A 25,517-nucleotide genomic window follows, 5' to 3' on the forward strand; every position below is an offset into this window, starting at 1 on the left:
GAAAAAGTCATTAGTCTAAAGTCACGAGAGTTCCCGAAGGGAACACGAGCGTCACACGTCATTCCCCTTTCAAATTAAAGTTCGAGTTTGATTTTGATTTTGATTTTGATTTTGATTTTGATTTTGATTTTGATTTTGATTTTGATTTTGATTTTATCAAAGTTGTTCACAAAACCGTGTAAATCGTTAATAAATCAAAATCTAGGTAAAAGCCATTGGCTTAGGAACTACTTACCTTTACAGCTACTAACAAATTTTCAAGAAATGGCTGATATACAGCACTTAAAAGATTTAGTCTCGCAGGTACGCCGCGACATCGTTCGTCAAGTACATGCCGTCAACAGTGGTCACCCAGGAGGTTCCTTAGGTTGTACCGAGTTTATTGTTGCTCTCTACAATGAGATCATGGATCACGATCCTTCCTTTCAAATGGATGGAAAAAATCAAGACCTGTTCTTCTTATCCAATGGTCACATTTCTCCCGTGTTCTATAGCGTTTTGGCACATGCCGGCTATTTTCCAAAGGAAGAATTGAATACCTTCCGTAAACTGAATTCCAGATTACAAGGCCACCCAACTACTCATGAAGGACTCCCTGGAGTACGAATTGCAAGTGGTTCTCTAGGTCAGGGAATGAGTGTGGGAATAGGCGCAGCGCTTACTAAAAAGCTGAATGGCGATGACAAAACTGTTTTTACCCTTCACGGTGATGGTGAATTGCAAGAAGGTCAGATCTGGGAAGCTGCAATGTATGCTAGCGCAAACCACGTGGACAATCTTATCGCGACTATCGATGTAAACGGTCAGCAGATTGATGGTAGTACAGACACCGTACTCACATTGGGCGACCTCCGTAAAAAGTTTGAAGCTTTTGGCTGGAATGTAGTTACCGTAAGTAAAGGAAATGACATGGAATCTGTTATTGCAGGAATTAAGGAGGCTATCTCGCTTTCGCGAAAGCGAACTCCTATATGCATTCTGCTACATACTGTGATGGGACATGGAGTAGACTTTATGATGGGCTCACACGAGTGGCACGGTATCGCGCCTAACGATGAGCAACTTGCGGAAGCACTGAAGCAAAACCCTGAAACACTGGGCGACTATTAATCAAAAAACGACCGTGAATCACGGGACGCATTTATGAAGACATATACAAATACAGGAAATAAGGACACAAGATCAGGATTCGGCGCTGGACTGGAAGAATTGGGAAACAGCAATGAAAATGTAGTAGCACTTTGTGCTGACCTCACAGGCTCTCTAAAAATGAACGCGTTTGCTGACGCACATCCAGATCGGTTTTTTCAAGTAGGAATTGCGGAGGCTAACATGATGAGTATAGCAGCTGGAATGACCATAGGAGGAAAAATTCCTTTTACAGGAACTTTTGCAAACTTCTCAACGGGTCGTGTTTACGACCAGATTAGACAAAGCATCGCTTACTCTGATAAAAACGTGAAGATTTGCGCTTCGCACTCTGGATTGACGCTGGGAGAAGATGGAGCAACCCACCAGATCCTAGAAGATATTGGGTTAATGAAAATGTTGCCAGGAATGACAGTGATCAACACTTGTGATTTCAACCAGACTAAAGCAGCAACTCTAGCTATTGCAGACCATCACGGGCCAGTATACTTGAGATTTGGCCGTCCTAAGGTGGCGAACTTCACTCCTGAGAACGGAGAGTTCAAAATTGGTAAGGCCGTGATTTTAACTGAAGGTACAGACGTTACGATTGTAGCGACAGGACACTTAGTCTGGGAAGCACTAGAAGCTGCGAAAGCCTTAAATGAAAAAGGAATCAGTGCAGAGGTCATCAACATCCACACCATCAAGCCTCTTGATGAGGAAGCGATTATTAATTCTGTAAAGAAAACAGGCTGTATCGTAACTGCGGAAGAGCATAACTATATGGGTGGACTAGGAGAAAGTGTCGCTAGAACATTAGCGCAACACACGCCTACCCCACAAGAGTTTGTAGCTACTCAAGACACCTTTGGTGAGAGTGGAACTCCAGAGCAGTTGCTAGAGAAATATGGTTTAAATGCTGAAAACATTACCTTGAAAGCTGAAGCAGTTATCAAGCGTAAGAAATAAGTATTAAAAAATACTCATAAAAAATGCCTGCTATTGATAGCAGGCATTTTTTTGTTTTGTAAACGGATAATTTAGTTTTCCGTCCTTGCGTCTAAGTAGTCTGGAATACCATCACCGTCTGTATCCAGTGCATCATTTGGGTTACCATCACCATTAGGGTCTGCATTTTCGTTTACGGTAAGGATACCGTCATTGTCATCGTCAATTTCTAGATAATTGAATCTTCCATCCCTATCCGTATCATCAGCAAAATTAGGAGAGCGTAAATTTTTATCGTTGTTCAAATCTTCAAACTTAGAAAAGATACCGTCACTGTCGTGATCTGTAGTTTTTGCTCTTCGCAATTTGAAAGTGAAAATAATAGGAGAATATGCTGGAATACCACTTTGAGTACGCTCAAAATAACCAAGCCCAGAAGGAATAAAAACAGCTCCTATACCACTCCCTTCATAAGATAAGGTTCCATCTCCATTTGGATTAATAGCAGAAGCGTCTTTAAACTGAGTCACACCAGCGGTAAAACCAGTGATTGTGGAAGGTAAGTCAAACCAAATGGAGTTGATACTGCTATCAAATACATTTCCATTAAGTAAGGTACCTTCGTAACTCACTAAAGCACTATCTGCAAATGTGGGCTGTCTGGCCCCAGAACCTTCTCGTACTTTAAGAGTATATAACTTGTAATCCACACCATCCCTAGTGATTGTTTGACTCACCACTTGCTGTGATAGCGGTGTCCGTCCAGAATTAGCACCAGCAATCGTATCAAATTTTATTTCAAAATCAGCTCCTGCTGGAGTGTTTTGGAATTCATCCTCATTATAGAAATGAGTGTTTAAAAAGGCGTTTATTTTGGCAAGGTCTTCTATGTATACCTCTTGGCGATCACGTATTGGGATTGCATCTGGCCCGTCATCTGGACTACAAGCGATTGAAACCAATAGGAATATTAAGATTAGAAATTGTAATTTTAAGTTTTTCATGCAAAATTTTAAAAGCTTCAAAGATACCATTTTCAGCTATTTTTGTAGAGATAACGCTATTTTATAAGACATCATATGCGCATTGATAAATATTTATGGTCCGTTCGATACTATAAAACTAGAAGTAAGGCAACTGATGCTGCAAAAAAAGGCCGCTTTAGAGTCAATGGGGACATTGTCAAACCAGCGAGAGATGTCTACCCAGGTGACATGATTACCTTGCGCAAAGATCAAATTGATTACCAAGTTGAGGTTCTTGACCTGCCTGCAAATCGAGTAGGAAACAAATTAGTAGATCTTTATAGAATGGACCGTACGCCTAAAGAAAGTTTTGAAGCGCGTAAAATGGTCGAACTTAGCCAAGACTATTATCGCCGCAAAGGAGAAGGAAGACCGACGAAAAAAGACCGCCGCGATCTAGACAACGTAATGGATCAAACTGAAGAGGATGTTTAAACTCACAAAGTATAATTAAGGAGCGAATTTCGCTTTCGCGAAAGCGAAATTTTCCAAACCAGTCAAACAAACCCAATTACCTATTAAATATCCATCTATGGAAATTTTAAATCACGATCAAGTAAGCAATAAAATTAGAAGAATTGCCTATCAAATTGCCGAAGTGTACATGGAGCACGATCAGTTGATACTCGCTGGTATTGCAGAAGGAGGCTACACTCTAGCTCAAAAGCTCAAGGAACAACTGGTAAACATCTGTGATCTGAATGTAGTGCTTTGCGAGGTGAAAATGGATAAGAAAAATCCACTAAACTCTGTTACCACAAGCATTCCAGCGAGTGATTATCAAGATAAAGGGATTGTTTTATGCGATGATGTTTTAAATTCCGGGACCACACTTATTTATGCTGTGCGTCATTTTTTAGAAGTACCTATCAAGAAATTTAAAACTGCTGTGTTAGTGAATCGCAATCACAAAAAATTTCCCGTAAAGGCAGACTTCAAAGGTATTTCTCTCTCTACAACGATGGAAGAACATGTGCAAGTAAACATTCAAGGGACTACCTACAGCGTTAGCTTATCCTAAACCTGTGATTTCTCTAACTAAAAGTTCTGGTGATTTGCCTTGAACATCTATAGTAAAATCTGCCTGATTGTAAAATACAGATCTTTCGAGTAAGTGCTTTCCTATAAATTCTGCAAGATTTTCTTCTGAAGTTGTCGCCGCAATTAAAGGTCTATGCGCTTTTTCAGGAAAAAGACGGTAGGTAAGAAAAGGAACGTTAGCTCGCAAATAAATGGAACGTGTGTGAGGCGCCTCAATGATTAATTTCATATTATCGTAATAACAAGGAGTTCCACCACCTAAAGAAATCACGGTTTGCTCTGCACCTTCCAACAATTCTATAAGACAGGTTTGTTCCAATTTTCTAAAGAAGAGAATACCTTTTGACTCAATAATCTGGGAAATAGTCATTTTTTTTTTCGATTCTATATAATCGTCCAGATCCAGATGCCTCCAGGACATTTGCAACGCAAGCTCCTGACCTACAGTCGTTTTTCCAGATCCCATATAGCCTAAAAGCACAATATTTGAAATAGGTTCTTTGCTGATTTTCAAAGAGATAATTTTTATACAAATTTATAGCAAAAAGATTAGCAGGTTACCACTGATACGTTTTATATTTGCACCCGCAATTAAAAACAAGACTTGGTAGCTCAGCTGGTAGAGCATCACACTTTTAATGTGAGGGTCCTGGGTTCGAACCCCAGCCAAGTCACTAAGGCCGTAAGGCATTAAAGTCCTTATTCAAAATAAGGACTTTTTTTTTACCCGGGTGCTGGAATTGGTAGACAGGCACGGTTGAGGGCCGTGTGTATTTATACGTGTGGGTTCAAGTCCCATTCCGGGTACCAGTAGTAATTAGCTCGCTTCTTTTATAGACAGCGAGCTTTTTTTGTTTAATATTTCATAAGGTTAAAGGAATCTGCCTACAGCAAGATATATTTTGTCTAACTTTACCCATTATCCATTAAACAGCACAATTGATTAAGACTACCTTCAGTATCAAGGATTTAGAGAATCTGAGCGGGATCAAGGCTCACACCATACGCATCTGGGAAAAAAGATACAGCCTTTTTACTCCAGAGCGGACTGATTCTAATATCAGGCGATACGATACAAACGCTCTACAGCGTATTCTTAATGTAAGCTACCTCAACAATAACGGCAATAAGATAAGTGCCATTGCTGCTATGGATGACTGCCAGCTAGAAGCCGAAGTCAAAAAACACGCTGAAAAAGGCAATACTACAAATCACAGTTTGCAGGAAATCAAACTGGCTATGGTCAATTTTGACAAAAACCTTTTCAATAGAGTCTTTAATACTGGTTTGAAAGAATTAGGATTTCAAGGGGTTTTTAGGGAAATACTGATACCTTTTTTAATCGAGCTAGGTCACCTATGGCACAGCAACACCATAAATGTCGCACATGAACATTTCATAAGTCATTTGATCAAACAAAAATTGTTGAGCCACATGGAACATGTGGATTATCAACCTGATGAACAACACAAAGAACTATATATACTATTTCTCCCTCAAAATGAGATGCACGACTTAGGATTACTGTTCTTAAACTATGAACTGCTTTCTCGAGGTAGAGAAACTCTTTACTTGGGTACTTACATGACCTTAGAAGCCTTAGAGCATTTTCAAAACAAAGGTAAAAAACTGGTATACATCACATATATTACCGTGGATCCAACCATAAAAAAAGTACCTAAATTTCTAAAGCAATTTGAAAAAAACGTCAATAAAAATGGAAATAGCGACCTATGGATTCTAGGACAGATGGTCGCCAAAATGAAGGACCTCAAACTAAATCCAACTCATAAAACTTTCGATTCTATCGAACAATTGATAAACGGATTAGAAACCAGTAAAAAACTTGAGCACTAGTAATCAATATAGTTCGCTTTCGCGAAAGCGAACTTCCTATAAGATTCGATAGGTCCTTACGACCAACTCAAAAACCTCGCGAGAGCTTTAAAATTGAAAAACTACAACAATATACTAAAGCCACTAAATTAGTCATAACCATTGATCAACCAACCCCTTATGAATCATAAAATTGCCGTCATAGGCTCCGGGTTTTCTTCCCTCGCTGCAGCTGCCTATCTAGCGCAATCTGGGCATGAAGTAACCATGTTTGAAAAAAATGATACCGTTGGAGGTCGCGCACGACGTCTAGAACGTGATGGCTTCACCTTTGACATTGGGCCGTCTTGGTACTGGATGCCTGATATCTTTGAACGCTTTTTTGCAGATTTTGATAAAAAACCTTCAGATTACTACACACTGGACAAATTGAACCCAGCATATTCTGTTTATTTTGAAAATGATCGCATACAAATAGGTGATAATTTAGAAGCTATAAAACAGACATTTGAGGCCATCGAACCTGGAAGTGCACAGAAGTTGCAAGAATTCATGGACAAATCCAGCGAGAATTATGATATCGCTATTAAAAATCTAGTATATCGTCCAGGGGAATCTCCATTGGAACTTGTAACACCCCAAACCGTTAAAAAACTAGGTGCTTTTATTGGGAATGTTTCTAAAGATGTCCGTAAAAAATTCAAAGATCCAAAATTAGTTTCTATACTAGAGTTTCCTGTATTGTTTTTAGGTGCTACTCCAGGAAATACGCCAAGCTTTTACAATTTCATGAATTATGCAGACTTTGGACTAGGAACTTGGCATCCTAAAGGCGGGATGTACGAGGTTATTCTGGGTATGAAAAAGTTGGCTGAGGAGCAAGGTGTAGTGATAAAAACAAACGCGCCCGTGACTGAAATCCTTGTCGATGAACATGGAACTGCAGAAGGGATTTCGCTTGATGGGGAAATCCATTTGTTTGATGTCGTGCTATCTGGAGCAGATTACCACCATTCCGAAACTCTTTTGAAGTCTAAGTACCGGCAGTATTCCGAAAAGTACTGGGACAAAAAAACTTTTGCTCCCAGCTCATTAATATTTTATGTAGGCTTTGAAGGCAAGCTTAAAAATGTGGATCACCACAACCTGTTTTTTGATACAGATTTCACGAAACACGCCAATGAAATTTATGAAGATCCTAAATGGCCTGAAGACCCATTGTTTTATGCTAATTTCACTTCTATAACAGATTCTCAAACAGCGCCTGATGGCTGTGAAAATGGATTCTTCCTTATTCCACTAGCACCAGGATTAGAGGATACCCCTACGTTACGAGAGGAATATTTTAAAAAGATTATGGATAGGTTTGAAAAATTGACCGACCAAAAAGTGATGGATCGCATTCTGTTTAAGGAGTCTTTTTGCGTTAATGATTTCAAGGACGCCTACAATAGTTATAAGGGAAATGCATATGGGATGGCAAATACATTACTTCAAACAGCATTTCTTAGACCTAATTTGAGGAGTAGAAAGGTAAAAAGTCTGTATTTTACGGGTCAATTAACCGTACCCGGACCAGGCGTGCCGCCCTCTTTGATTTCTGGAAAGTTAGCCGCACAATTGATAAACAAACACTTGAGTACATGAAAAGTATCTTTGACGAGGTTTCCAGACAATGCAGTCGGGCAGTAACTAACAATTACAGCACGTCTTTCTCGCTTGCCAGCAAAATGCTAGGGCCGTCGATTAGACAAGATATACACAACATTTATGGTTTTGTCCGGTTTGCTGATGAGATCGTGGATACCTTTCACGACTATGACAAACGCGTATTGCTAGATCGTTTTGAACAGGATCTTGCTTATGCAATTGATGAGAAAATTAGCCTGAATCCTATTCTCAATTCCTTTCAAGAAACAGTAAATAAATATAATATTACTCCAGATATGTATGGAGCATTCATTCACAGTATGCGCTTGGATCTAGATAAAAGCGTTTATTTGACTGAGGAAGAATATAAAAACTACATCTACGGTAGTGCGGACGTGGTAGGACTTATGTCTTTAAAGGTGTTTGTAAAAGGGGATCAGCAGAAGTATGACGATCTCAAAGAAGACGCCATGCGTTTAGGTAGTGCCTTTCAAAAAGTGAATTTTCTAAGAGACTTGAAAGCAGACCTTGACGTATTAGAACGTAGTTATTTTCCAAACACAGATCTTCATGATCTTAAGGAAGAGGATAAAGCACGATTGATTGAAGAGATTGAAGCTGACTTTGACGCAGGCCTTAGAGGAATTCAACGTTTACCAGTGGAGGCTAAACTAGGCGTGTACACGGCATACAAATATTACCGCCGCCTACTGACTCGATTAGAACGAACGCCATCAGCAGAAATACGCAATACAAGAATACGCGTTCCTAATTATGAAAAAATTGGCTTGCTAGCTAAAGGCTATGTGAGCTATAGACTCAACTTAATCTAGGTATGGAAATAGTATTATGGTCCCTTATTTTTATAGTCACTTTTATAATAATGGAGTTCAATGCATGGTTCATCCATAAATATATTATGCACGGTTTTCTATGGAATTTGCATGAAGACCACCATCACAAAACCCACGACAGTTGGTTTGAAAAAAACGATTGGTTTTTTGTTTTTTTTGCGAGTATTAGCATCACATTTAAATTATTACACAGCTTTTTAGACCTGTGGTGGGCATTGCCTATCAGTGCTGGAATATTTGCATATGGTGTTGCGTACTTTGTGGTACACGATATTTTTATTCACCAACGCTTTAAATGGCTGCGTAAAGCGAACAATACTTATGCAAAAGGCGTGAGACGCGCTCACAAGATCCATCACAAGCACTTAGGTAAAGGCGATGGGGAGAACTTTGGTATGTTGATCGTACCATTGAAATACTTTAAATAAATCGTGGTTACTGCTGCCGTTATAGGTGCAGGAATCGGTGGGCTGGCGACGGCATTGCGATTGCGTCATAAAGGTTATGATGTGACTGTTTTTGAAAAAAACGAGTACGCTGGTGGAAAACTGCACGCCATTGAACAAGATGGCTACAGGTTTGACCTAGGTCCTTCCCTATTCACCTTACCAGAATTAGTACTGGAATTGCACCAACTTTTTCCTGAAGTCGTTCAGAATTTCGATTTTAAAACTTTGGATACCGCTTGCCATTACTTTTGGGAGGATGGAGTCACTTTTAAAGCTCCTACAGGTACAGACCAATTTGCTAAAGAAGCCACTTTAGTTTTTAATGAAGAGGAAAATATTCTGAAAAGTTACCTCAATAATAGCAAGTCAAAATACAATATTACAAAGTCCTTATTTCTTGAAAAATCGCTTCACCGCTGGAAGACCTACCTGAGTCGCGACACCATTAAGGCGATTATAAAAATTCCATTCTTAGGTATTAGCAATACGTTACACGAGCAAAATGAGCAATTTGAGAACCCTAAGCTGACTCAGCTTTTCAATCGCTACGCCACTTACAACGGTTCATCACCTTATTCGACTCCGGGAATTATGAGTATGATTCCGCATTTGGAGATTGGGCTAGGAACTTATTACCCTGAAGGTGGTATGCATCGCATCTCGCAGTCGCTCTACGAACTTGCAGAAAAAGTTGGAGTGAAATTCCGCTTTCGCGAAAGCGTCACCTCCATCAACCACAACCAGAATCAGGCTACGGGAGTCACCACTGCTCAAGGCTTTTATGCACAAGATCTCGTGGTGTCTAACATGGATATTTATCCCACTTACCACCGGTTGATTACTGATATTGAGAAACCAGAAAAAACATTAGAACAAGAACGATCCAGCAGTGCCTTGATTTTTTATTGGGGAATTTCAAAAAAGTTCCCGCAACTGGATCTACACAATATTTTATTTAGCGAGGATTACCCTACTGAATTTGAATACATTTTTAAGAAAAAAGAGTTGTACAATGACCCGACAGTTTACATCAACATCACTAGTAAGATGACTCCTAGCGATGCTCCTCAAGGGTGTGAAAATTGGTTTGTGATGATCAATGCTCCTGGGGATTATGGTCAAGACTGGAAACAATTAGTAGCTGAGGCAAAAGCTGATATCATCGCAAAGATTCATCGCACGCTACATATTGACGTGACGCCACTTATCGAGACAGAATATATTTTAACGCCTCAAGGGATCGAAGAAAATACCAGTTCTTACCGCGGTGCCTTATACGGTGCAGCAAGTAATAACAAGTTTGCCGCATTCTTAAGACACCCAAACTTCAATGGAAAACTTAAAAACTTGTATCATGTAGGCGGGTCAGTTCACCCTGGCGGTGGAATCCCACTGTGTTTACTAAGCGCACAAATTGCAACAGACATGATTCCTCCAGCACAATGAAAAATGGCCTCCTTATATTTTTGTGGATCGTCCATGTGAGTGCTCTCATTGGTCTAGCCTTGGGTTATGAGGAATTTTTTTTAGGAAAATCACCCTTTACCATGCTCTTGCTTGCTGGGTTACTCATTTACTATTTCCCCATTACCGTTCCTAAAACAATCCTGTTGTTCCTAAGTTTTACTGCCATAGGTATTGCGGTGGAATGGATAGGCGTTCATACAGGTTGGTTATTTGGAACCTATTCCTATGGCGATAATTTTGGCCCTAAACTCGACGGTATTCCCTATTTGATAGGTATCAATTGGGCATTATTGACATTTAGCACCCATATTATTGCAAGAAGGTTTTTCCACAACCGATGGATCATTGCAGGCGCAGGTGCTGCGTTAATGGTAGTTTTAGATCTATTCTTAGAACAAATTTGTGATTATGCGGGATTCTGGAGTTTTGAAAATGGCGCTGGATGGTTCAATTACCTCTGCTGGTTTGTCATCGCTTATGTACTACATCTCATTGCTAATAGCTTCAATTTAAAAGGAGATTTCAAAGTCTCGGCACATTTATACATCGTTCAACTTATCTTCGCCGCCATTCTATGGATTATCATTACGACATAGCAATAGTAGGATTAGGCTGCGCTGGTAGTCACGTGCTGATTCAAATGCTGGATCATCCTGAAATGAAAGATAAAAAAATCATCGTCTTTGATGATTTTCAGGCAGACAGCCTTGAGAAAACTTGGAGCTTTTGGGAGAAAGGCGCAGGAAAATGGGACTCGCTTTTGCTGGATCGATGGACTCAAGGCAAATTTCAAACCAGCCAAGTAGAGATCGATCTGGGATTGAATCCTTATAGCTATAAGACAATAAAGAGTAAAGGTGTGATCGCTTTCGCGAAAGCGAAACTCCAACAAAACCCTAACGCAACATTTGTAGATGCTCGAGTAGACCGCATTGAAGAATCAAAAGTTGCCGCTATTCATACAAATAAGGGAGTTTTCAAATCTAAACTCGTACTAGACAGCAGAGTGTCTCCAGAATTTTATAAGGATACTGAGGCAATCACATTGCGTCAGCATTTTCTGGGATGGCATTTAAGAACTGAGCAAGAAGTATTTGATCCCGAGCGATTTGTGATGATGGACTACCGTTTAATGGATCCAGGGACAACAAGCTTTATGTATATTCTTCCTTATTCGGAAACGGAAGCCCTAGTAGAGTTCACCTATTTCTCACCAGATTTAGTGGCAGACCAGGTGTATGAAAACTACCTAAACCAATACATTGACACCTATTTAAATGCCACAGACTATAGCATAGTTCAAACCGAGCAAGGCGTCATTCCCATGACTACATATAGATTTGAAAAGCATCACACATCATTTGTGCATAAAATAGGTACCGCTGGTGGCTGGGTGAAGAGCAGTACGGGTTACAGTTTCAAGCTGAGTGAAAAACGAGCTACTCAATTGATTTCTAATTATATTAAAGGTAGGGATTTAGACCATGGAATGCAGAAGAAACGTTTCCGGTTCTATGATGACATCATGCTAGATGTATTGCACCAGCACAACAATCGCGGACATTTACTCTTTGAGAATTTATATTCAAATAATCCGATTGCTAGAATATTTTCCTTTCTAGATGAAGAAAGTAACTTCTTGCAGGAATTGAAAATCATGCTTCCGCTCACATCACTTCCTTTTATTAAAAGCTTCTTTAAAAAGCTATTTTAAACTTTCAGGAATTTCAAAATCAGGCCAGCTCCCTTTTATTTGATAGGGCTGGAATCTGGTAAATAATTCTTCCTTATACCACTGCAAAGCCTGTGTTTGTTGAATCGCTTGTTTGTGGTTTTTACCTCGATAAGCAAATTTCTTCAGTGCGTTAACATCATCCCACAAACTAAAAGTAGCCATTTGAGTGACAGGCCGCTCTCCCACTCCTGCAGTCAATAATAAATTAGGATGATCGACCAAGTCTTTTTGAGACGTAGGAACATAATTCCAAAACTTGCGAAGCATTGTCAACTTTATAGTTGCTCTGGTAATCACAGCGATGTAAGGATTGCTGTCATCAAGCTCAGAACTCGACTTGAAAGGATTTTCTCCAGACCATAAGCCGTAAGCCCTAATCGATTTCATAAAAATAGTCAATCTATGGCTGCTATGCTTTTCATAGCGTTTGCTTAGAGAATTAGCATTAAAATACGCAACTGCTTTCTCCTCGCTATCCCATACCTGCAAAACTGCATATACTGAAAAGTCAGGTCTTGGGTCAAAATTCTCCTTGCCACTGCCTAATAATTTATAAAAACTCAAGCCTTCTACTCTTTTCATAGGGCGATGTGCAAACTGCATCATCCCAAATGCCCATAACTGATCCCAGAAAGAATCGTATTTGTAAAAGGTAAGCGTGGTAATTTGATTGGACATAAAAATTGTGATAATCAAAGGTAGTCTTGGCGCCTGTAGACCACAAATTTTGCGCCTGTTGAATAAGGTTTTGGTCGTATCTTTTTCGAAATATTTCCTTTTCATGAAGAATTACTTTTTAGAGATTTCATTTCTATTATTTCTACTAACATTCAGCTCACTGAAAGCACAAACCTATGCCCGTAATGGGATGGTTGTTTCAGACAACAAGCTCGCTAGCGATGCAGGTGTTCAAATTCTAAAAAGAGGTGGCAATGCCATAGATGCAACCGTTGCTACTGCATTTGCGCTTGCCGTAACACACCCTGCTGCGGGTAATATAGGTGGTGGTGGTTTTCTAGTGTACTTACCAGAAAATGGACAAGCAACTACAATCGACTTTAGAGAAAAAGCACCTTTAGCTTCCAGTCCAACTATGTTTCTAGACGAGAATGGAAAGCTTGTTCCTGGAAGCAATCATGATTCTATAAAAGCTATAGGTGTTCCTGGAACCGTGGCAGGAATGTTTTTGGCCCATAAAAAATACGGCAAACTTCCATGGTCAGATTTACTGTCTCCAGCAATCCAACTAGCAAAAACAGGATTCCCTCTTACTTGGGCATTATATAATGAAGGGAATTATCATTATACCAACAACTCTACTGAATTTCTCAAGAATTATTTTATTAAGGACGATGGCTCAATGACCAGTTTTGGAGAAGTTTGGAAACAACCAGAATTGGCCAAGACCTTAGAGTGGATTGCTAAAAAAGGTCAAGATGGTTTTTATAAAGGGAAAATTGCCAGCCAAATAGATGCCTTTATGAAAGCGAACGGTGGTTTGATCACGACACAGGATCTCGCAAAATACCAAGCGGTAGAAAGAGCACCAATTCACGGGACCTTCAACGGTTATGATATTTACAGCATGCCACCGCCTAGTTCAGGAGGTGTTACCATGACGGCAATGCTCAATTTTATAGAACAGGCGAATGCTGAGGAAATACCTTTCAACTCAACCGCCTACACACATTTGATGATTGAGGCGATGCGTCGTGGTTATGCCGATCGTGCAGAATATTTAGGGGATCCAGATTTCAATCTGGAGATGCCTTTGAATCTTTTAACTTCTAAAGACCATGCGATCGCAAGGTTTAAGAACTTTGACAAAAACAAGGCATCTGTGAGTGATTCGACCAGCTTCGGCCACCCATATGACGGTGAAAATACCACTCACTTTTCAGTGGTCGATAGGGAAGGAAATGCTGTAAGTGTGACCTACACACTGGAACAATCTTACGGCTCTGGGCTAGGAGATCCTGAACTAGGTTTTATATTCAACAATGAAATGGGTGATTTCAATGCTGTACCTGGTGAAACAAAAAGCAATGGACAGATAGGAACTGACCCTAATCTCATTGCACCAGAAAAACGAATGCTCTCTTCTATGAATCCTACCATCGTTGCAAAGGATGGTCAGCCAGTTCTGGTCATGGGAAGTCCTGGAGGGCGCACGATTATCAACACCGTTTTCCAGGCGGTGCTGAACACCATTTTATATGACATGCCGGTAGATGAATCAATTGAAGCAATGAAAATCCATCACCAATGGTTGCCTGATGTCACCTATTACGAACGCAATAAAATGTCACCAGATACGGTGCGAGCATTGGAAGCCATGGGACACGAAATGATTCCCGTGGGCCAGCTAGGTAGGCTCATGGGAATTCAATTCTTCCCTAAGGATGGAGTTTACTTTGGAGCGTCTGACAGTTCAAGTCCAGATGGAGCTGCTGTAGGTTATTAAAATGAGAGGTATGAATTTTCTGGTCATTTCGCTTTCGCGAAAGCGAACTCTTTCTCCTATTAATTACAATCAATGGATTTTATCGACGGTATTGCTATTTGCTTCCTTATCTCTTTATTCTCAAAAGATGGAGCGTCCATTGCGACTAGGGGTTCATATAGGATATTCTCAGCAAGATGTTTTTCCATTTGGGGATGAAGACTATGCACATACATCGAGGTATATCAAATTACAAATAGGCACGCCCATCTGGGAGAGGCAACGTCAAAGCTTGGAGGTCTTAGTAGAACCCTCAGTCTACTTTGTAGAACATCAATTGCTGAACCTCTTTTTTATCAAGCCATCTCATCCCAATTTTCAGGAAAATCGGGAGCTTTTTACTCAAAATAGATCCTACCAAGAATATGCGCTCAATCTAGGTTTGATCTATGCATATAGCTTAAATCAAAATTTCAAGACTTATGGTTTGATCAGCGTTGGTCCCATGACTGCAACGGCAGATACAGAACGGCAGCGTAAAGGCTTTTCCTTCTCTGACATTCTGGGTATAGGAATGCGCTATGAATTAGGGAAATGGAATTATGATTTACGTTTTAGCTTGCGTCACGTGAGTAGCGCAAATTTGCGACGGCCTAACAACGGTCACAATAATGCGGGAATTGAAATAGGATTCTCCTATAATTTATGATTTCATTTAAATTCGGGCTGATTTTTGTAGGGTACATTACCACATTATCCCTATTACAATAAAATGAAAAACACAGCCCTAATCACTGGTGCCAGTAGCGGCATAGGTAAGGAATTATGTATTATCCATGCCGAGCGTGGCAACGATCTGGTCGTTATCGCTCGCAGTGAAAAACATTTAAACGGTTTAAAAGCGCAATTGGAATCTCAATATGGTATTGAGGTCTATGTCATCGCTAAAGATTTAACAGAGTCCAAGGCCGTGCATGAAATTCATGCAGAGTTAGAACAACAAAAAATTACTATTGATTTCTTAATCAATAACGCTGGATTTGGTGGAACTGGATTTTTCCAAGAACGCGATTGGAAAGAGGATCAATCCATGATACAATTAAATGTTATGGCATTGACAGAACTTTGTCATAAGTTCCTTCCAGAAATGGTCGCTAGAAATAGCGGTAGAATCCTCAATGTTTCTTCAACTGCTAGTCTCATGCCAGGACCGCTTCAAGCGGTTTATTTTGCTACCAAAGCCTACGTTACTTCACTAAGTAATGCTATGAGTGAAGAACTCAAAGACACTAACGTTACAGTGACTAACTTAATGCCTGGAGCCACAGAAACTAATTTTGCTAAAACTGCAGGGCTTGAAAACAGCGCCTTGTTTGAGGACACGGCAAGTGCTCAAAGCGTTGCTCTAGCTGGCTATGAAGGAATGATGAAAGGGAAAATGGATGTCAAGGCTGGATTGTCTCTAGGCCAAAGCTTAATGCTAAAAGCCTTACCATTAACTCCTAAAAAAATAGTGATGGGCCAAGTGCGTAAAATGCAAGAATAAAACAGCTGATGCTCCCAAAATAAAAAGAGCGTTACCAATCAATGGTAACGCTCTTTTATTACGTAACAGTTTAAAAATTAAGCTGCGTTTTCTTCTTTTATCAAGTTCAAGGCACTTCCCTTACGATACCATTTGATTTGAGCATCATTGTAGGTATGATTTACTTTAAAGGTATCCTTAGAACCATCCTTGTGAACCAATTCAACCGTCAATGGTTGGTCTGGAGCAAAGTTTTCAAGATCTACAAAGTTGAAAGTATCGTCTTCTTGAATCAAATCATAGTCTGATTCATTTGCAAAAGTGACACCTAACATCCCTTGCTTCTTAAGGTTGGTCTCATGAATTCGAGCAAATGACTTCACTAATACCACATAAACTCCTAAGTGACGAGGCTCCATGGCAGCATGCTCTCTAGAAGAACCTTCACCATAGTTATGATCGCCAACTACAACCGTTGGAATCCCAGCTTTCTTATAAGCTCTCTGTGTTTTAGGTACTGCATCGTACTCACCATCAATCTGGCTCTTCACTAGATTGGTTTGTTTGTTGAATGCGTTTACCGCTCCAATCAAACAGTTGTTAGAAATATTATCCAGGTGTCCGCGGTACTTCAACCATGGTCCTGCCATAGAAATATGGTCTGTAGTACACTTACCGAAAGCTTTGATCAACAATTTAGCTCCCATTAAGTTTTCTCCATCCCATGGTTCAAATGGAGTTAGTAGTTGCAAACGGTCGCTATCTTCCGCCACTTTTACACTTACTTTACTCCCATCTTCTACAGGCGCTTCATATCCCGCATCCTCTACTTCAAAACCTTTAGGTGGTAATTCAATTCCTGAAGGTTCATCCAGCATTACTTCTTCACCGTCTTCATTGATGAGTTTATCCGTCATTGGGTTAAAATCCAATCGACCTGATATGGCAATCGCTGCAACCATTTCTGGTGATCCTACGAAGGCGTGTGTGTTTGGGTTTCCATCAGCACGCTTAGAGAAGTTACGGTTGAATGAGTGTACAATGGTGTTTTTAGCATCGCCTTTAGCATCACTACGATCCCATTGACCTATACATGGTCCACAAGCATTCGTAAATATAGTAGCATCAAGATCTTCAAAAACCTTCAGGATTCCATCACGCTCTGCTGTAAAACGGATTTGTTCAGAACCTGGGTTGATACCAAAATCAGATTTAGGCTTGATATTTTTCTTTACCGCTTGTTCAGCAATAGAAGCTGCTCTAGTTAAATCTTCATAAGAAGAGTTGGTACAAGAACCTATAAGCCCCCAATCTACTTTTAATGGCCAGTCATTTTCTTTGGCTTTCTCTCCTAGCTGTCCTACTGGAGTGGCTAGGTCTGGAGTAAATGGTCCATTCAAATGTGGTACCAATTCATCCAGATTGATCTCAATTACTTGGTCAAAATATTGCTCTGGATTTGCATATACCTCATCATCTGCCGTTAGGTATTTTGCTACTTTGTCTGCTTCATCAGCGATATCTGCACGGTCTGTTGCTCTTAGGTATCTAGACATGGATTCATCATAACCAAATGTAGAAGTGGTAGCACCTACTTCAGCACCCATATTACAGATAGTTCCTTTACCAGTACAGGATAAGTTTTTAGCTCCCTCACCGAAATATTCAATGATCGCACCTGTTCCTCCTTTTACCGTAAGAATTCCAGCTACCTTAAGGATCACATCCTTAGCACTGGTCCAGCCGTTTATTTTTCCTGTTAGTTTCACTCCTATCAACTTAGGGAATTTTAATTCCCAAGCCATTCCTGCCATAACATCTACAGCATCTGCCCCACCTACTCCAATTGCTACCATTCCTAGTCCACCAGCATTTACCGTATGTGAATCAGTTCCTATCATCATTCCTCCTGGGAACGCGTAATTTTCAAGAACCACTTGGTGAATAATTCCTGCACCTGGCTTCCAAAATCCAATTCCATATTTATTAGAAACGGAACCTAAAAAATCAAATACTTCATGACTCACATCATTTGCGCGTGCTAAATCCTTACTCGCACCTTGCTTTGCTTGAATCAAGTGATCACAGTGAACCGTTGTAGGGACTGCTACTTGACTTTTTCCAGCTTGCATAAATTGCAATAATGCCATTTGAGCCGTTGCATCCTGACACGCTATGCGGTCTGGAGCAAAATCAACATAATCTTTCCCACGAGTGAAAGGCTTCTCTGCCTTACCATCCCATAGGTGAGAATAAAGTATTTTTTCTGAAAGTGTCAAGGGTTTTCCGACAAGCTCACGTGCTTTGTCCACGCGCTCTGGCATAGTCTCATACACTTTTTTGATCATGTCAATGTCAAAAGCCATATATATGTAATTTTTATAAAATCTGTTTCCCGCGAATTTACGAAATACTAAGGCTATTTGAAAATATCAGTAGAACCTAGTAAATGATTGTTGTATTCTTAGGAATTCCATAAATTCACACTCCTAAATTCAGTGAATCTGCATTTTAGGTGATGATGAATTATCAGATTCACATTTCAAGAGTTGTAAATTGATGTTTTTTCGCTTTCGCGAAAGCGAAAAAACAAAAGCCTCTTTACAAATTATGACTTTTGAAACCTTATTTTGATAAAAAGAGCGATGGCAAGGATGTCGATACCGTATCCAAAATAGAATAAAATAGAGGAAATTAAAGGCTGTGAGTCACGCACTGGTGCACTCAATGCAACCAAAAGACCGCCTAGAAAAAGCATCAAAAGTGGTAAGGTGTACCGTCGGGCCATCTACATTATTTTTGCAATCAGGCTGTCCTCCGTATGGCCTTCTGCTTCTGCCTTATAATTCTTAATGATGCGATGTCTAAGGATTCCTGGAGCCACAGCCTTGACATCTTCAATGTCTGGACTGTATTTACCGCGGGTAGCAGCATGGGTTTTAGCGGCGAGTATCAGGTTTTGTGAGGCTCTAGGTCCTGCTCCCCAGTCAATGTATTCCTTAATAATTTCAGGTGCCTTGTCTGACTTAGGCCTAGTTTTACCAACCAACTGGACAGCGTATTCAATCACATTATCAGCCACGGGAATGCGACGAACTAATTGTTGCAAATCCACGATCTCTTGCGCACTGAATAATGGAATCACTTTAGGTTTGTGATCTGAAGTAGTAGCCTTCACCACATCGATCTCTTCCTGATAGGATGGATATTCTAAATTGATAGCGAACATGAAACGGTCCAATTGCGCTTCAGGCAATGGATAGGTTCCCTCTTGTTCAATGGGATTTTGAGTAGCAAGAACGAAGTATGGATTTTCCAACTCGTACCTGTGTCCTGCCACTGTTACTGATCTCTCCTGCATAGCTTCAAGCAAAGCAGCCTGTGTTTTAGGAGGTGTACGATTGATCTCGTCTGCGAGAATGATATTAGAGAATACCGGGCCCTGAATAAATTTGAATTGACGGCTTTCATCAAGTATTTCACTACCTAAAATATCAGATGGCATCAAGTCTGGAGTAAACTGAATCCGCTTAAATTTCAAGCCTAAAGCCTGGGCAATGGTGTTCACCATCAACGTTTTTGCCAATCCTGGAACACCTATGAGCAATGCGTGACCTCCAGAAAAAATACTAATCAGAATTTGATCAATGACATGATCTTGTCCTATAATGACTTTACTTATTTCTTTCTTAAGCTCTTTGTGTCTAACGACTAGATGGTCGATCGCTGCTACATCTGACATGCGCTGGTTGGTTGTTATGGTTACTTAGTCCACTCTTGCAGTAGATCACATTCCTTAAAATCTGGACCTATTTTAATATACGTGTCCTTGATTTTATCCTCTCTCCATTGTTTGATCTTACGTACTTGCTTATCTCTAAGTGCCAGTTCTTTGATCTTCAAGAAATCCTTAGTGTAGTCTGCCTCGTGGTCCTTTACTTTACGTATTAGGTTTACAATAGTGAAAGTCATTACACCTACATTACGACGATCCTTTTCTTCAATAATCCCACTCACGTCTCCTTCTTCCATGAATTGGACTGTAGAAACTAATCCAGGCGCCGCTTTAGTCAAGTCTAATAAATTCTCTCCTGTTGTTGGATTCACGAACAAACCACCGTTTTTGGCAGTCTCCTTTTCATCACTGATGGCTCTTGCAGCATCTGCAAAAGTGGTGTCACCTTGTACGATTCTATCACGCATTTCATCCAGCATGGCTCTTGCCTTAGCCTCTTGTGAACGACTAATGTATGGGTAGAGTAGAATGTGTCTTACATCACGAACGGATCCTCTAATTTTTTCAAGATATACAATATGCCACCCAAACTCTGTTTCAAATGGTTTGCTTATCTGTCCTTCTTGAAGGGAGAAGGCTGCTTCTTTAAACTCTTTAGCATAAGGTTCACCTCTACGTAAAGAAATCAATCCCCCTTGACGCTCCGTTCCTACATCTTCTGAAAATAAGGTTGCTTTAGCGGCAAAATTGGCACCGTTGTTCAACACATCATCACGGTACTCATTTAATTTTTCAATAGTTTCCTTGACGGATTCTTCACTAGGTTTGGATTTTACCACGATACGTGCGATCTCCACTTCTGTATTAAATAGTGGTCGCTCGCCCTCTGGAATACTAGCAAAGAATTGTCTTACTTCCTCTGGAGTGATTTGAATGTCTTCCGTCAATCTTTGTTGCATGCGGCTCGCCAGCAACTCATCACGATTGATAATATTCAACTCGTCTTTTACCTGCTGTATGTTATCCATACGGTAGACGTCAGCGATTTCTTGATCACTAGCACCGTTAAGTTGGGATCTAAAATATTCGATACGCTGCTCTGTCATGTTTGCAATCTCTTCATCTGAGACTGTTATACTATCTTGTATGGCGTGGTGCGCATACAACTTCTCACCCAGCATGGACTCCATCATCTCACATTTACTGATGTCGTCAAGACTACCTGCGCGTTTGTACGCCATGATTTGCTTTTCAATATCAGATTCCAAGACCACATAATCACCAATCACTCCAGACACGCCATCTACTTTATAACGAACTTTCGTAGGCTTCACGGTGTCGGCAAGCGCGGCAAGCACTTCTTGCTTGATGGCCTCGTCTTGTGCGGCATTTGTAGGTTGTGGAGTAGTTTGTGCTGTCATCGCTTTCGCGAAAGCGAAAACTACCAAAACACTAGCCCAATTACGGATTAATCTTAAGTCTATTGCTTTCAATCGCCTCATTTAATAAGTCTTTTTCTATTTTTTTAATGTACGCCAGTTTCCGCTGGTTACGTAAAATCTGTTTGATCGTGGGATTGACGTAGGATAGTGGTGCTTGCTCGCCGCGACGTAACACGTCCTTAAAGCGCACCAAATATACGCCAAGACTATCTTCTAGCTCCCAACTGCGACCTGGTATTATGTACTCGTTTTCATTTGCTGCTGTGATAGGCAAAATTCGATCCAAAAGGATGCTTTTCTTTACCCAAATGCTATCATTTAAAGAATAACTGCGAAATCCAAGAGATAAACTGTCTAAAATTTTTAAGCTTTTGCGATCTCCCTTCTCAAACCAGTTGGTCACCTTATCTAATTCTGAATAGGTTTTATCCACCCATAAATAGCGAAATTTGACGAGATCCTCATTGAGAACAAACTCTTCTTTACGGGCTTTGAAATAATCTTGAATGGCTTCTTTTGAAACACTGGTGTCCAAGTTTTGTTTGATCAACTCCTGTAAATAAGCCTGCGCGTAAAGTTCTGTTTTATAGCGTTGAATGAGTACATCTAGATTTTGTTGCTTTTCTTCAGATATATTTTGACGGGCATTTGCCATCAACATCTGGTCAGTTGCCCACTCGTCTATAAATTTTTGAACAATAAGTATGGAGTCATTTTCAGTGTACTCAACTGGCAATATCGACTGTATTTCTGCCCTGGTCAAATAAACGTCACCTATTTGAGCTACCGCATCAACTTGTACTTCCTTTTCAAAAAAGGAACAAGAGACCAGTAGTCCTAAAATCAATAAATAAATCCAGTTTTTACGCACCCTTCTTTGTTACTTCTTGTTTTACTTGTTGGAACACTTTGTCATTTACCTTGATCTTCCTACCCTCGCGCAAGTTGTCCATCCATTGTTTTTCCAATTCCTGCTGGTAGTCGTTAACAACATTACCACGCGCTTCTTCAAAAGTTTTTATTGAAGGTTCTAAAATTTCATTCACTTTAATGACTTTATAAAACCCGTTTTCCTCCTTCTCAAATATACTCGAGACACCTTCTTTTACTTGAAACCCTTTAGGAAGCCTAGGGTATGTTTCTTCTACAATTCCTGTGGACACCATCACTTTAGTATTTCCCTTTTCATTGACTTGGTCCTTGATTTCCTCTACATCCTTTCCATCTAATAGTAAGCTTCTCACTTGCTGGGCTACATCTTCAGTCGTGCTTTGAGTCATTACAATATCTAATCTACGTTTCCAGCGGTATTTATCTTTGTGAGCCTCATAATACTTCATTTGACCTAGACTGTCCACCTTAGCTTCTTCCCACACTTTTTTCTCCATCAAATCAAATAAGAGTAAGCCTTCTTTATATTCTCCATAAATAAAAGCGAAGTCTTTATTATCTCTCTCTAGGTGTGTATCGTAATACCCAATCAACGAATCATTGATAAACTCTTTATAATAGGTCGCTAATTTCTCCTCCAGACTACCGAATTGACGGTACTCTTTCTGTTGTTTTTTTGATACAAACTCGTAAAAATCGTTTACTGTAAATGCCTGATCTCTTATCACAAACAATCCCTTTGCTTTACCAGCTCCAGCTTGAAATCTCCATTTTCCCATCATTAATGAATCAGTAACTTGAGGAAATTGACTTGTATAAGAATTGATATTCGGTAATTGGACTTTGTATTTGGCAATTAGTTTATTTGTGAAGGCTTCTGTTATTTTTCTGGAGCGAGGAGAGTTTTGAATTTGCTTACGTAAATTTTCTTCGCTCTCTTCAAAACTAGGAACAGGGTGCTTCTCAATCAACTTAATAATGTGCCAACCATACTTTGTTTGAACAGGCTTAGTGTAACTATTGAGCTGGTCAATTTCAAATGCAGCTTGTTCAAATTCTGGGGCATTGAGTCCTCCGGTTCCGAATCTAGGCATTGTACCACCATTGCGAGAACTGTTGATGTCTTCAGAAAACTCTCTAGCCATTGCAGCAAAGTCTCTTCCAGCTTCCAATTGCCCATATATTTCTTCTATACGCTCTTGTGCTGTTGCAATGCTGTCATTACGCTGGTCGTACGTCATAATGTGAGCAACGGTTACATCGCCCGGAGCCTTACGTTTATCATTCACTTTAAGAATATGATAACCAAAATCTGTGCGAAATATAGGTGACACCTTCCCAACTTGAGTTTGGTACGCAGCATCTTCAAATTCATCAACCATTTTGAAAGGTCCAAACCACCCTAATTCACCACTAGAAACCGCACTAGGACCTTCACTTTCATTGCGTGCAATCACAGCAAAATCCTCACCATTGGCCACCCGTTTTTTGAGTAACTCTATTTTTTTATAAGCCGCTACAGTATCTTCTGGTGTTGCCGTTCTGTTTGCTTTTACCAGAATATGACTGGCGTTGACCTCTTGCGTCATTCGGGCATAAGCTTCTTGCACCAGTGCATCTGTCACCTCATTGTCCGTAAGGTAGGATTCTGCAAGGCTGTTGCGGTAAGATTTTAGTTCTTGTTTGTAAGATTCACCATTTTGAAGACCCATTTCCTGAGCTTGAAGCAATTTCAAGCGGTAATCTATATACAGCTGCAGGTAGCTATCCATATCCTTTTGAGCTGGATCTTGTACAATATCCAGGTTTTTGAGATATACCCGCATAAAAGTTCCCGCATCATACTCATTACCGTCAATAGTTAGAAGAATTTTATCTTCCAGTTGCTGCGCAGTACAAATACCTGAAAAACAAACGAATAGTAAAATTAAAACCGACTGAAATCTTATCATAAAAATAGTTCTACTGCCATGGGCAAAAATAGTTAAAACCCATAGGGGAACAAAACGTGAAGAACCCCTACTTATTATGCAACTCCTGTTAAGTTCTACCAGTTTTGCGTACCAACTTGATATGAATCATCAGTATCAAATTACCATTGACAAGCCCATTGACTATATCATGGAATTATTTTTAAATCAGGACAACTTTAAGCACTGGCAAAAAGGCTTGATTAGTTTTGACAATTTGACTTCAACTGTGGGTGAGAAAGGGAGTAAAAGACGTCTTAAAATTAAAACTCTGGTAGGCACTGTAAGTATGGTAGAGGAAATTATTGAGCGGGACCTGCCACACCATTGGAAAGCTACTTATAGGACTAAGGGTGTACTGAATATGCAAAGCAATCGCTTTCGCGAAAGCGAAAAAACCACCGATCAAAAAACCATCAAACAAACGGTGTGGGATGCGACTTCTGAATTTAAATTTACAGGCATGATGCGGCTGGTCGCTAAAGCAAAGCCTGATCTTTTTGAACAACAAACCTATCAGTTTATGAAGGATTTCAAGAGTTTTGCAGAAGATGGCACCTCTGTAGCCGGTAACTAAAAATGGGAACCGACTTCTCGATTCCCATGATTTAATTTATAATCTGACTCTTATAAATGATCTGTATTTTCTAAGGCTTTACCAATTAAGGTATCGCCCTGCAGCATTTCAAAAATTGTTTTATTTGCTGTATCATCGTGCAAAACCCTTGTCAACACTTGCGCCACATCAGCTCTTGATACCTCACCATCTTGCTCCAGCTTCTTAGTGATAATAATGTGATCAGTTGCCTTTTCATTATTTAAAGCTCCTGGACGTACAATCGTGTAATTGAGTTGGCTTTTTTTCAAGTGTTCATCGGCATTATGTTTTGCCCATAGATAATCTTTAAGATCGTCTGCCTTATCTGGAGCGTCAGCACCGCGAGAACTCAACATCACAAACTTATTGACGTTATTATTGCTAGCGGCGTCGATCATTTTCTTTGCTCCATTTTGGTCGACCTCAACTACTTTTTTACCTCCAGAACCAGCAGCAAAAACTACTTTATCTATATTATTAAAAGCACTAGTTACGTCTTCTTCAAGATCTGCTAGTACTGTTTTAATGTTTCTGCTTTCAAATTGAGCCTTTTGATCTTCCGTTCGAACCATGGCAACAGGCTCAAAATATTGAGATTCTTTTAAAAGGTCTACTATCATTTTTCCTGTGGTGCCAGTGGCGCCTGCTACTAATACATTTTCCATTTTTCTAAATTACAATCACCAGTAGCTCTAACTGTGAAGTATTTGTTGTTTAACAACAGTTTATAATGGATAAGATTCTTCAAAGCCGAAAGACTACCGTATTTTTAGAAA

Annotated in this window: 25 protein-coding genes and 2 tRNA genes; 17 read left to right on the forward strand and 10 right to left on the reverse strand. The window is 40.0% G+C overall.

Going from position 1 to position 25,517, the window contains the following annotated elements:
• Positions 1-264: 264 nt before the first annotated feature.
• Positions 265-1,110, forward strand: a complete 846-nt coding sequence (locus NMS_RS00545; RefSeq protein ID WP_041494869.1) for a transketolase — start codon at positions 265-267, stop codon at positions 1,108-1,110.
• A gap of 33 nt (positions 1,111-1,143) precedes the next feature.
• Positions 1,144-2,100 carry a transketolase family protein gene (locus NMS_RS00550; protein WP_041494870.1) on the forward strand — a complete coding sequence of 319 codons (957 nt, stop codon included), beginning with the start codon at positions 1,144-1,146 and terminating at the stop codon, positions 2,098-2,100.
• 71 nt (positions 2,101-2,171) lie between these two features.
• Here the strand turns inward: NMS_RS00550 and NMS_RS00555 are convergent, their stop codons facing one another.
• The gene (locus tag NMS_RS00555) at positions 2,172-3,083 is read right to left on the reverse strand and encodes an FKBP-type peptidyl-prolyl cis-trans isomerase (protein ID WP_041494871.1); all 912 of its coding nucleotides are present in this window, start codon (positions 3,081-3,083) and stop codon (positions 2,172-2,174) included.
• A 75-nt stretch (positions 3,084-3,158) separates the two neighbouring features.
• On the opposite strand from NMS_RS00555, the gene NMS_RS00560 reads away from it, so the two are divergent.
• A complete protein-coding gene (locus NMS_RS00560; protein WP_041494872.1) occupies positions 3,159-3,539 on the forward strand; it encodes an RNA-binding S4 domain-containing protein in 381 nt (126 codons plus the stop codon).
• Positions 3,540-3,636: 97 nt separating this feature from the next.
• Positions 3,637-4,125 carry a phosphoribosyltransferase family protein gene (locus NMS_RS00565; RefSeq protein ID WP_041494873.1) on the forward strand — a complete coding sequence of 163 codons (489 nt, stop codon included), beginning with the start codon at positions 3,637-3,639 and terminating at the stop codon, positions 4,123-4,125.
• Here the strand turns inward: NMS_RS00565 and NMS_RS00570 are convergent.
• Positions 4,117-4,659, reverse strand: coding sequence for a shikimate kinase (locus tag NMS_RS00570; protein ID WP_231862348.1), 543 nt, complete (start codon positions 4,657-4,659; stop codon positions 4,117-4,119). The two genes, NMS_RS00565 and NMS_RS00570, sit on opposite strands and share 9 nt — an antisense overlap.
• A gap of 87 nt (positions 4,660-4,746) precedes the next feature.
• Between NMS_RS00570 and NMS_RS00575 the strand changes: the two genes are divergently transcribed.
• The 9 genes from NMS_RS00575 (at position 4,747) to NMS_RS00615 (ending at position 12,115) form a co-directional block, all read left to right on the forward strand.
• A tRNA-Lys gene (locus NMS_RS00575) sits at positions 4,747-4,819 on the forward strand.
• Between the two features lie 51 nt (positions 4,820-4,870).
• Positions 4,871-4,955: transfer RNA gene (locus NMS_RS00580), tRNA-Leu, on the forward strand.
• A gap of 129 nt (positions 4,956-5,084) precedes the next feature.
• Entirely contained in the window at positions 5,085-6,002 is a 918-nt protein-coding gene (locus tag NMS_RS00585; protein WP_041494874.1) for a MerR family transcriptional regulator, read from the forward strand.
• 159 nt (positions 6,003-6,161) lie between these two features.
• Positions 6,162-7,628, forward strand: coding sequence for a phytoene desaturase family protein (locus tag NMS_RS00590; RefSeq protein WP_041494875.1), 1,467 nt, complete (start codon positions 6,162-6,164; stop codon positions 7,626-7,628).
• Entirely contained in the window at positions 7,625-8,464 is an 840-nt protein-coding gene (locus tag NMS_RS00595; RefSeq protein WP_041494876.1) for a phytoene/squalene synthase family protein, read from the forward strand. The genes NMS_RS00590 and NMS_RS00595 overlap by 4 nt, the downstream gene beginning before the upstream one ends.
• A gap of 2 nt (positions 8,465-8,466) precedes the next feature.
• Positions 8,467-8,913 (forward strand): sterol desaturase family protein, encoded by a 447-nt coding sequence (locus tag NMS_RS00600; RefSeq protein ID WP_041494877.1) that lies wholly within the window; start codon positions 8,467-8,469, stop codon positions 8,911-8,913.
• A gap of 3 nt (positions 8,914-8,916) precedes the next feature.
• Positions 8,917-10,380: a 1-hydroxycarotenoid 3,4-desaturase CrtD gene (gene crtD, locus NMS_RS00605; protein ID WP_041494878.1), complete on the forward strand. Its 1,464-nt coding sequence runs from the start codon at positions 8,917-8,919 to the stop codon at positions 10,378-10,380.
• Positions 10,377-10,997 carry a carotenoid biosynthesis protein gene (locus NMS_RS00610; RefSeq protein ID WP_041494879.1) on the forward strand — a complete coding sequence of 207 codons (621 nt, stop codon included), beginning with the start codon at positions 10,377-10,379 and terminating at the stop codon, positions 10,995-10,997. Before crtD ends, NMS_RS00610 begins: the two co-directional genes overlap by 4 nt.
• Entirely contained in the window at positions 10,976-12,115 is a 1,140-nt protein-coding gene (locus tag NMS_RS00615) for a lycopene cyclase family protein (protein WP_041494880.1), read from the forward strand. Before NMS_RS00610 ends, NMS_RS00615 begins: the two co-directional genes overlap by 22 nt.
• On the opposite strand, the gene NMS_RS00620 is transcribed toward NMS_RS00615, so the two are convergent.
• Positions 12,107-12,814: a hypothetical protein gene (locus tag NMS_RS00620; RefSeq protein ID WP_041494881.1), complete on the reverse strand. Its 708-nt coding sequence runs from the start codon at positions 12,812-12,814 to the stop codon at positions 12,107-12,109. The genes NMS_RS00615 and NMS_RS00620 overlap by 9 nt on opposite strands.
• A 103-nt stretch (positions 12,815-12,917) precedes the next feature.
• On the opposite strand from NMS_RS00620, the gene ggt reads away from it, so the two are divergent.
• The 3 genes from ggt (at position 12,918) to NMS_RS00635 (ending at position 16,125) form a co-directional block, all read left to right on the forward strand.
• The gene (gene ggt, locus NMS_RS00625) at positions 12,918-14,600 is read left to right on the forward strand and encodes a gamma-glutamyltransferase (protein WP_041497339.1); all 1,683 of its coding nucleotides are present in this window, start codon (positions 12,918-12,920) and stop codon (positions 14,598-14,600) included.
• 10 nt (positions 14,601-14,610) lie between these two features.
• Positions 14,611-15,288 (forward strand): acyloxyacyl hydrolase, encoded by a 678-nt coding sequence (locus NMS_RS00630; RefSeq protein ID WP_158448941.1) that lies wholly within the window; start codon positions 14,611-14,613, stop codon positions 15,286-15,288.
• Between the two features lie 63 nt (positions 15,289-15,351).
• On the forward strand, positions 15,352-16,125 hold the full coding sequence (locus NMS_RS00635) for an SDR family NAD(P)-dependent oxidoreductase (RefSeq protein ID WP_041494883.1): 774 nt from the start codon (positions 15,352-15,354) through the stop codon (positions 16,123-16,125).
• 77 nt (positions 16,126-16,202) lie between these two features.
• On the opposite strand, the gene NMS_RS00640 is transcribed toward NMS_RS00635, so the two are convergent.
• From NMS_RS00640 to NMS_RS00660, 6 genes are all read right to left on the reverse strand, one after another.
• On the reverse strand, positions 16,203-18,470 hold the full coding sequence (locus tag NMS_RS00640) for an aconitate hydratase (RefSeq protein ID WP_041494884.1): 2,268 nt from the start codon (positions 18,468-18,470) through the stop codon (positions 16,203-16,205).
• Positions 18,471-18,712: 242 nt separating this feature from the next.
• The gene (locus NMS_RS13785; RefSeq protein ID WP_148311310.1) at positions 18,713-18,892 is read right to left on the reverse strand and encodes a hypothetical protein; all 180 of its coding nucleotides are present in this window, start codon (positions 18,890-18,892) and stop codon (positions 18,713-18,715) included.
• Positions 18,893-19,846 (reverse strand): AAA family ATPase, encoded by a 954-nt coding sequence (locus tag NMS_RS00645; RefSeq protein WP_041494885.1) that lies wholly within the window; start codon positions 19,844-19,846, stop codon positions 18,893-18,895.
• Positions 19,847-19,866: 20 nt separating this feature from the next.
• Positions 19,867-21,342 carry a peptidylprolyl isomerase gene (locus NMS_RS00650; protein WP_041494886.1) on the reverse strand — a complete coding sequence of 492 codons (1,476 nt, stop codon included), beginning with the start codon at positions 21,340-21,342 and terminating at the stop codon, positions 19,867-19,869.
• Entirely contained in the window at positions 21,302-22,153 is an 852-nt protein-coding gene (locus tag NMS_RS00655) for a hypothetical protein (RefSeq protein ID WP_041494887.1), read from the reverse strand. The genes NMS_RS00650 and NMS_RS00655 overlap by 41 nt, the downstream gene beginning before the upstream one ends.
• Positions 22,146-24,125: a peptidylprolyl isomerase gene (locus tag NMS_RS00660; protein ID WP_041494888.1), complete on the reverse strand. Its 1,980-nt coding sequence runs from the start codon at positions 24,123-24,125 to the stop codon at positions 22,146-22,148. Before NMS_RS00660 ends, NMS_RS00655 begins: the two co-directional genes overlap by 8 nt.
• Before the next feature lie 121 nt (positions 24,126-24,246).
• On the opposite strand from NMS_RS00660, the gene NMS_RS00665 reads away from it, so the two are divergent.
• Positions 24,247-24,720, forward strand: a complete 474-nt coding sequence (locus NMS_RS00665) for an SRPBCC family protein (protein WP_041494889.1) — start codon at positions 24,247-24,249, stop codon at positions 24,718-24,720.
• Positions 24,721-24,770: 50 nt separating this feature from the next.
• Here the strand turns inward: NMS_RS00665 and NMS_RS00670 are convergent, their stop codons facing one another.
• Complete coding sequence (locus NMS_RS00670; RefSeq protein WP_041494890.1) at positions 24,771-25,406, reverse strand: SDR family oxidoreductase; 636 nt, start codon at positions 25,404-25,406, stop codon at positions 24,771-24,773.
• Positions 25,407-25,517 lie beyond the last annotated feature (111 nt).

The organism is Nonlabens marinus S1-08, assembly GCF_000831385.1.
Taxonomy (GTDB): Bacteria; Bacteroidota; Bacteroidia; order Flavobacteriales; family Flavobacteriaceae; genus Nonlabens; species Nonlabens marinus.

Bases quoted from the DNA above. Each gene is read 5' to 3' on its own strand.
- NMS_RS00650 (WP_041494886.1), bottom strand. From the start codon at position 21,342: ATGAGGCGATTGAAAGCAATAGACTTAAGATTAATCCGTAATTGGGCT.
- NMS_RS00600 (WP_041494877.1), top strand. From the start codon at position 8,467: ATGGAAATAGTATTATGGTCCCTTATTTTTATAGTCACTTTTATAATA.
- NMS_RS00640 (WP_041494884.1), bottom strand. From the start codon at position 18,470: ATGGCTTTTGACATTGACATGATCAAAAAAGTGTATGAGACTATGCCA.
- NMS_RS00670 (WP_041494890.1), bottom strand. From the start codon at position 25,406: ATGGAAAATGTATTAGTAGCAGGCGCCACTGGCACCACAGGAAAAATG.
- NMS_RS00560 (WP_041494872.1), top strand. From the start codon at position 3,159: ATGCGCATTGATAAATATTTATGGTCCGTTCGATACTATAAAACTAGA.
- NMS_RS00555 (WP_041494871.1), bottom strand. From the start codon at position 3,083: ATGAAAAACTTAAAATTACAATTTCTAATCTTAATATTCCTATTGGTT.
- NMS_RS00635 (WP_041494883.1), top strand. From the start codon at position 15,352: ATGAAAAACACAGCCCTAATCACTGGTGCCAGTAGCGGCATAGGTAAG.
- ggt (WP_041497339.1), top strand. From the start codon at position 12,918: ATGAAGAATTACTTTTTAGAGATTTCATTTCTATTATTTCTACTAACA.
- NMS_RS00565 (WP_041494873.1), top strand. From the start codon at position 3,637: ATGGAAATTTTAAATCACGATCAAGTAAGCAATAAAATTAGAAGAATT.
- NMS_RS00615 (WP_041494880.1), top strand. From the start codon at position 10,976: ATGGATTATCATTACGACATAGCAATAGTAGGATTAGGCTGCGCTGGT.
- NMS_RS13785 (WP_148311310.1), bottom strand. From the start codon at position 18,892: ATGGCCCGACGGTACACCTTACCACTTTTGATGCTTTTTCTAGGCGGT.
- NMS_RS00660 (WP_041494888.1), bottom strand. From the start codon at position 24,125: ATGATAAGATTTCAGTCGGTTTTAATTTTACTATTCGTTTGTTTTTCA.
- NMS_RS00630 (WP_158448941.1), top strand. From the start codon at position 14,611: ATGAATTTTCTGGTCATTTCGCTTTCGCGAAAGCGAACTCTTTCTCCT.
- NMS_RS00595 (WP_041494876.1), top strand. From the start codon at position 7,625: ATGAAAAGTATCTTTGACGAGGTTTCCAGACAATGCAGTCGGGCAGTA.
- NMS_RS00550 (WP_041494870.1), top strand. From the start codon at position 1,144: ATGAAGACATATACAAATACAGGAAATAAGGACACAAGATCAGGATTC.
- NMS_RS00610 (WP_041494879.1), top strand. From the start codon at position 10,377: ATGAAAAATGGCCTCCTTATATTTTTGTGGATCGTCCATGTGAGTGCT.
- NMS_RS00620 (WP_041494881.1), bottom strand. From the start codon at position 12,814: ATGTCCAATCAAATTACCACGCTTACCTTTTACAAATACGATTCTTTC.
- NMS_RS00645 (WP_041494885.1), bottom strand. From the start codon at position 19,846: ATGTCAGATGTAGCAGCGATCGACCATCTAGTCGTTAGACACAAAGAG.
- NMS_RS00665 (WP_041494889.1), top strand. From the start codon at position 24,247: ATGAATCATCAGTATCAAATTACCATTGACAAGCCCATTGACTATATC.
- NMS_RS00590 (WP_041494875.1), top strand. From the start codon at position 6,162: ATGAATCATAAAATTGCCGTCATAGGCTCCGGGTTTTCTTCCCTCGCT.
- NMS_RS00545 (WP_041494869.1), top strand. From the start codon at position 265: ATGGCTGATATACAGCACTTAAAAGATTTAGTCTCGCAGGTACGCCGC.